At 33.8% G+C, this 6,853-nt stretch carries 8 protein-coding genes and 2 pseudogenes; 8 read left to right on the top strand and 2 right to left on the bottom strand.

What is annotated here, in order from left to right:
- The 3 genes and pseudogenes from V7183_RS16085 to V7183_RS16075 form a co-directional block, all read left to right on the top strand.
- A pseudogene (locus tag V7183_RS16085) lies at positions 1 to 92 on the top strand (class I SAM-dependent methyltransferase); the annotation flags it as partial.
- Between the two features lie 72 nt (positions 93 to 164).
- The gene (locus tag V7183_RS16080; RefSeq protein ID WP_097899338.1) at positions 165 to 353 is read left to right on the top strand and encodes a YvzF family protein; all 189 of its coding nucleotides are present in this window, start codon (positions 165 to 167) and stop codon (positions 351 to 353) included.
- 97 nt (positions 354 to 450) lie between these two features.
- A pseudogene (locus V7183_RS16075) lies at positions 451 to 593 on the top strand (nucleoside hydrolase); the annotation flags it as partial.
- Here V7183_RS16075 and V7183_RS16070 read toward each other — a convergent pair.
- Positions 577 to 762, bottom strand: coding sequence for a hypothetical protein (locus V7183_RS16070; RefSeq protein WP_335360156.1), 186 nt, complete (start codon positions 760 to 762; stop codon positions 577 to 579). The pseudogene V7183_RS16075 and the gene V7183_RS16070 sit on opposite strands and share 17 nt — an antisense overlap.
- Positions 763 to 1,135: 373 nt before the next feature.
- Between V7183_RS16070 and V7183_RS16065 the strand changes: the two genes are divergently transcribed.
- The 4 genes from V7183_RS16065 to V7183_RS16050 all read left to right on the top strand — a co-directional run bounded on the left by V7183_RS16065 (position 1,136) and on the right by V7183_RS16050 (position 3,621).
- Positions 1,136 to 1,381, top strand: a complete 246-nt coding sequence (locus V7183_RS16065; RefSeq protein ID WP_335360155.1) for a GlsB/YeaQ/YmgE family stress response membrane protein — start codon at positions 1,136 to 1,138, stop codon at positions 1,379 to 1,381.
- Between the two features lie 98 nt (positions 1,382 to 1,479).
- Positions 1,480 to 1,875: a cytosolic protein gene (locus tag V7183_RS16060; RefSeq protein WP_335360154.1), complete on the top strand. Its 396-nt coding sequence runs from the start codon at positions 1,480 to 1,482 to the stop codon at positions 1,873 to 1,875.
- Between the two features lie 312 nt (positions 1,876 to 2,187).
- A complete protein-coding gene (locus V7183_RS16055) occupies positions 2,188 to 3,030 on the top strand; it encodes a DUF5700 domain-containing putative Zn-dependent protease (protein WP_335360159.1) in 843 nt (280 codons plus the stop codon).
- A gap of 171 nt (positions 3,031 to 3,201) precedes the next feature.
- On the top strand, positions 3,202 to 3,621 hold the full coding sequence (locus V7183_RS16050) for a GNAT family N-acetyltransferase (RefSeq protein WP_335360153.1): 420 nt from the start codon (positions 3,202 to 3,204) through the stop codon (positions 3,619 to 3,621).
- A 256-nt stretch (positions 3,622 to 3,877) separates the two neighbouring features.
- Here V7183_RS16050 and V7183_RS16045 read toward each other — a convergent pair whose 3' ends face one another.
- Complete coding sequence (locus V7183_RS16045; RefSeq protein WP_335360152.1) at positions 3,878 to 5,080, bottom strand: MDR family MFS transporter; 1,203 nt, start codon at positions 5,078 to 5,080, stop codon at positions 3,878 to 3,880.
- Positions 5,081 to 5,128: 48 nt separating this feature from the next.
- Here V7183_RS16045 and V7183_RS16040 point away from each other — a divergent pair.
- Positions 5,129 to 6,853, top strand: a 1,725-nt coding sequence (locus tag V7183_RS16040; RefSeq protein WP_335360151.1) for an SgrR family transcriptional regulator, incomplete at its 3' end; no start/stop codon positions are given.

The following is a 6,853-nucleotide window of genomic DNA, read 5'->3' as shown; positions in this document are numbered from 1 at the left end:
TCAAAATTCATTTTGAAAATAATAAAGTAGAATCATTTTATACAGAGATGGCACTCTTTGTGTGTCAAAAGAGTGCAACATTAAAAAGATAATTATCTTGCAGTCTTTCCTAAGTACGCTATACTTATTATAGAGAAAACAAGGATTGAGGAGTAGTAATAATAATGATTCGCGTACGTATTGAGGGAACTGAAAAAGAGATTGTTGAATTTTTGGAGAAGATGCCTGAAATTCCTGGCTTTGAAAAAACACATGTTAGGGAGCCTAGAAAAGGAAACAATCCGAAATATAATACAAGTAAGAATGTATTAGCATATCTTTCTTATAAAAAGATGGAAGTCGCCAATAAATAGGCGGCTTTTTTACTTTACACTGTTTCACCGTCTTGTCTTTTCAGCATAATAATAGTAGTAGAATATACTGAAGAGGGGGAATGAAGGTTATAAGGAAATGATCTTTTTTAGAGATTTTGGTATTGATGATGCTGTTTCCTTAATTTATGCAGACAAACCATGCCTAGTATTGGAATTGTTGCGAATTACGGTAACGTTTCAAGAGAAATTGTAACTGAAAATGTTACTCATCTTGAACAGATGTAAATGGTCTTGTTTCAAAAGGATATGATGGATTTTGTACACTCCCTTGATTTTCTAGTATTTGTAGATAACCGTATTCAGCTGCAAGAACGTGTCTTATCATCTCTTTACAATTTAATGCTTCAGCATCTGGTTTCCAATCTAATTTATCCTCAGGAATAGCCATCCAAACTTTGACACTCCCCCTTTTAACTTCGGATAGATTTAATAATAATAATAAATCTACATTATTTAATATATATTTCCCCCTTTAGAGTAGACGTATTGTTAATTTCACTGAATGTTAAGAAATGAGACAAAGCACTCGTTCTTTTTGGGTATATATTTGGGAGTCACGTTTTCTTATTATACATTCACTATCAAACCAAAGAATAGTTAGGTCAGAGGATAAAAGATGTGAAGTATTAAGAGTGGTTTGTTTAAGTGTTGTTAGCATACGTGGGTTAACAGTATAACTTGTCAAGAAAAGTAACATAACTAATGGTAAGTAATGATTTAGGGTTATTATTTTTGTTTTATAAAATGAAGGAGGTAATAATATGGCATTTATATGGTCTTTAATTGTTGGCGGTATTCTAGGCTGGTTTGCAAGTTTGCTTACTGGAAAAGATGTACCTGGTGGAGTTATCGGTAACATTATTGCTGGTATCATCGGTTCATGGGTTGGTACAGTGCTATTTGGTAAATTCGGTCCTATTATAGGCGGATTTGCCATTATCCCAGCTTTAATTGGTGCAGTTATATTAATCTTTATCGTGTGCTTAATATTAAGAGCAATAAAATAATAAGCGATAAAGGACTGTTTACATTTTGTATGCGGTCCTTTTTGTATTATCTTGTCTAATCTGTTATGCTACTGTTATACAATCAGGAGGTGTCAGCATTGAAAACATTTACAGTAAACTTTCATCAAGAAGACAATGCAAAAGCAACAACAGTACATAAGTTAAGTGAAGAGGACTTTAATAAAGCAACAGAAAACGGTACTCGTCATCTATTTGATTTAGACACAAATGTTGGTTTCTTTGTATTCTTTGATGCAGAAGACGCAGAAGGAAATGAACAATACTTAATGTTGCAATATGAAGGAGATCATGAAGAGCCAAGCGCTTGCTACGGATTTGATTTGAAATTATTCTATCAATTTTTAGCATTGTATTTAAATGATCTTGAATTCCAAGGTGAAACGGATGAAGAAGAGGAAGAATATGGCCCTATTCATCATTTAGCTCACTTACTTTTCCATATCGTTGAAGATGGGAAAAATATTGAAGTATAGAAATACATATTTGAAGCTGCTCTTTCATAGGGCAGCTTTTTTAATTTTGTGAGCAGATTTATTTTTAAGTGATGTTATAAGAAGGAGTCATATCGTTTGAAAGAGAAGGTGTATAGATAAAGTGAAACTTCCATCAGTGGAGGTTTTCTTCATCCTCCACTGATGGTTAGTTGAACCAATCGGGCTTTTACGGGCAGTTTATCTCCCACCTATCTTCCTCGATTTTCCCGGAATCTTGAGGTGAAGGTATTACTGCCCGTTAATGCGGGATAAAATTTTTTTCAGAGGGATGTAGGGAGACGATATACGATGATAATAAATAATACGATTCCAAGTTTTTTAAGTTTGTGTAGGAATAGTGAAGTATCAATTGATGACTTACAAAAGTACTACGATACATATCCAGAAGTTTTCAAAGAATATTTCATGTATCATTGTCCGAAAACAACAGAACGGCTTTCTGAAGCGATTCAAAAATATCCTGATAAATTAAAAGACATTCTAGTTATTTCTGAAACGTTACCAGATATTATCCAAGATGTTATGAATGATTATATCGCTCGTTTTGATTTGGAGTTAGATTTACAATTTCATCTATTTGTCGGCGGTTTTGGTTCAAATGCATTTGCAATCATTGACAAAGCATTTTTCGCAGCAGAAAAGCTATCTCCTAGTATAGAGCACCTTCGCGTCATTGTCGCACATGAGATTGGACATATATATCATAATGCTTTATTAGATAGAAACGGAATGGATTGGAAACGTGCTGATTGGACAGATGCGACGGTTAGTTTATATCGAGAAGGAGTGGCAACATATCTTTCTAAAAAAGTAGTAAACGGGTTACATGATGGGGTGTACTATTCATACAATAACGAAGGCGAAGCATGGCTACAGTATTACACAAACAAAAATTCTCAAATTAAGAAGAAATTTTTAGAGGATTACAACGCGGGATGGAATTTTGAAAAAGAACGAGAATGGTTCCGATTATCGGGAGGGCATTATTTTGGATATAATCGACTTGGCTATTTCTTAGGCACGTCATATGTGGAACATTTAGTAGCAGAGCTTGGGGAAGAACAAGCATTTACTTTTTGGTGCTCGCATGACTTGAAAAGCAGTGTAATGGATTGGATGCAAGGAGGAAGATGATAAGGTAGGCTGAAATAATGAAAAATTGTATAAAAATATTTATACTCTTTCTCAGTTTGGCGTAACCACTTGTAAGAGTTCTGATGAAAGGAAGCCAACTATCTAAACTCCTGAAACAAATTATTGCCTTTTTAAATTTCAAAAGAAATTCAGGAAAGTGAGAGTGGAAATTTGAATATTAGAGTAGTAAATGAATTAGATTACCCTGCTTTAAGGATGATATATTTAGAATCACGACGTAAAAGTTTCCATTGGGCGGATATGGAAGAAATGACTCTAGAAGATTTTGATAAACATACTGTAGGAGAATATATTATTTTAGCAGAAGAAAACAATCGTATCCTTGGATTTGCTTCTTTATATTTGCCAGAAAACTTTATACATAATTTATTTGTTCATCCCGATTTTTCTGGTAAGGGTGTTGGTGGAGAGTTGCTTCATGCCTCCATAGAAAAAATGAATAAGCCTTTAAGATTGAAGTGCGTATCTGAGAACGAAAAAGCAATGAAATTTTATGAAAACAATGGTTGGAGGAAAGTTGTTGAAGAGGGGGGGATTGGAGAAAGATATTGGGTTATGGTATATGAATGAAATATATAAGGTAGCTTCAGTGCAAAATATGCAATAGGTCAGCTTGAAGACTCAAAGAAAACTATTATTTAGGTGACAGCAAAAGGGCTTTTAGATGGGAAAACAATAAATCAAGATCAAGTAATTGAATTTAAGGTTGAATAATTCGTAATACAAAAAAAGGAGAGACGAAGTAGAATCTTCTACTTCGTCTCTCTTTTTCTTTTCTTTTCTCTCCTTCTCCGATAAATAACTTGTATTTTCAATCAATTCGATATTATAAGGACAACTCTTTTTTCTTGTTCCGTTCTAATGAATGAATAAAGAATGTTTGACCGATTCCTCCTATTATTAATAAACAAGCACAAATGTAGAATAGAGTACGGCCATTCAAATGGCTCAATATAATGGCTCCTATAGCAGGTCCACAAGTGCGAGAAATATCCCAGTGTATGCCGTAAATAGAAAAGTACAATCCACGTCTGTGATTGGGCGCCATTTCTGAAACAAATCGCAGTAAGTGGTTTAAAGCAATACTTTCCCCGATTGTCCAGAAAAGTAATGTGAAGAATAATGACCATAATGTTGTAGAATAGCCATAACCAATTGCTGCAAATGTATAGCAAATATATGAAATGACAATTATTTTAGGCATCGGAAATTGTTCAGACCATTTAACAAGACCGACTTGTAGTATGATTTCCATTACAGCTTTACAAGTTGAAATAAATGCGATAACGAATAGGAAATTTGGGAAGATACTCTCTGCAAATACACGATAATTGGTTTCGGTTTGAGCATAGAAAAAGCTAATTGGAAGAGTGGTTAGCATAAGGCCAAATACAGCATAATGCTTAAAAATAAACTGCTTCCGTGTAGTTGTTTTTAATGATCTTTCATTTTGAATCATCGGAGCTGTTTCTGGTAGCTGTGTCCATACGAGAATGGCATACAAGATGAGGGCTACAGCTTGAATTATAAATAAGTATTCAGGGTGACTATTATAAAAAAAGGCACCGATTAATGGACCGATTACAGAACCGATAGCTCCTGCTGTTTGAAGAACAGCGAATATTTCGGCTTGTTGTTCTTGTTTTGTTAAATCAGCAATTTGGGCACGCTGAGCAGGAATATATAAAGAACGACCAATACCGTTCAGAACATATAGCAAAGCAAAGAATATGACTGATTCAGCAAAAACAAATCCGCTTATTGCAATTACTTGAAAGAACAATCCGAGTAACATAATTTTCTTTCTACCGTAGCGATCTGTTACCCCTCCAGCAAATAACGTAAAAACAATATCAGAAAGTGGCTGTAATCCAAAAAGAAGCATGGTAAGAAACACATTACCTTTTAGAACGTGATTAACATGTACAATAAAAATAATTGCCAACATGGCTTCGGTTGTCCGAGTTAATAATTCTCCTAATAATCGAATCCAGATTGGTTTACTATAACGTTTTATAAGATGATTCATTCTTCATTTCCTCCTTTCTATATGGAAATCATAAGATGGAAGCAAGAAATGAAAAAGGGTAGAATGAAAGAGCGGGATTTTTCATCTTTTAGGGGGATTCGTATGATTATTTTGGAGCAATACATACAGCTGTGGCTCCAGTATGGAAAAGGGAGAACAGAGGGAGAGAAATTAGAAATATCATTACAACATATATCAGAAGCATTGTTTTGCACGGATCGTAATAGTAAATTTATTATAAAAAAATTAGAAGAATTGAATTGGATTTGTTGGTTTCCTGGCCGCGGGAGAGGGAATCGATCAAAGTTATCGTTTCAAAAACATCCTATTTCTTTAATTTTAGAAAAGGGGAAAGAAATAACGAAACAAGGGGATGTAAAAGGCGGAAAAGCATTTGTTGAGCAATATAGCCCCTATTTCTCTTCGTTGAGACAACAATTTCAAAATTGGATCGATTCTATATTTGGTTATCAAATTGAAATGACTTCTCAAGGCAGAAAAGATGTACTTCGTTTACAAGTTGAAATGAAGCTCGGTATTTCTTTGGATCCTGTATACGCTACTATGCGTTCGGAGTGTCATATGGTGAAACATGTTTATGACACACTTATATATGTTAACGAAGACACAAATACAGTAGAACCGAGACTCGCATTTCACTGGGAATATAATGGTAATCAAAAAGTATGGACTTTCTATTTACGTAAAGGTGTTCCATTTCATAACGGGAGACGATTTACAGCTCATGATGTTGTTCATACATTTAATAGGTTTATACATAAGGAGAATAATCCGCATTTGTGGATGTTACAACATATTGAAAGAATGCATATTGTAGATGAATATATTGTGGAAATTCACTTACATACAGAAAATAAGTTATTTTTATATGGTTTAAGTGCAGAACAATGTTCTATTGTAATGGAAGATGAAGAATGCAACTTAATTGGAACGGGACCGTTTAAAGTGTGTGAAAATAATGATGATATTTTTGTATTAGAAGCCCATGATCTGTATTTTCGTGAACGGCCCTTTATGGATCGGATTGAATTATGGAATATGCCACAAAGTATAGATACATATGATGTTTTAGTAAAAGCGCAACATAATGACATAGAAAAGCATTATAAAGAACTTTCTAAACTGGAATCTAATGTAACATACATAACGTTAAATATTGACAAACAAGGCCCTATGCAAGATGTTACATTTCGAAAAGCATTATATAAAATTATTCATAGTCATGAAATAGTTGAAGAGTTAGAGGGAGAGCGTGGTGAAGTGGCGAAGAATTTAGTATTAACGAATGGCTCTATACCAAAATTAGAAGAGGATATTCATATTCTTATTAAAAATAGTGATTATAGTAATGAAGTATTATATTTATATACATTTAAAGAACGGGATCACGTCGAAGATGCACATTGGATTCAAAAAGAATGTGCCCAATACGGGATTAACATTGGCATAAAATTTCTTGATGCACAAGAATTATTACAGATTAAAACGATACAGCAGGCAGATATTATTCATGACAGCGCTACAATTAGCGAACAAACAGAAGGTAGTTTGCTGTATATGTTTCTTTCCAAAAACAGCTTTATTCATCAACATAGTTTTCTTGATTTCAATGAACAATTACGGCCGTATTTTATGGAATCTAGTTTAGAGAAACGAATCACACTGTTACGCGATATCGAGGACACATTGTTACGTAACATTCATATTATTCCTTTATATCGCAATAAACAACACATAAGTACACATGAAAAA

Source organism: Bacillus sp. JJ1127 (assembly GCF_036965845.1).
Lineage (GTDB): Bacteria > Bacillota > Bacilli > Bacillales > Bacillaceae_G > Bacillus_A.
Note: the sequence above shows the minus strand (reverse complement) of the source record. Positions and strands in the feature narration are given on the sequence as shown.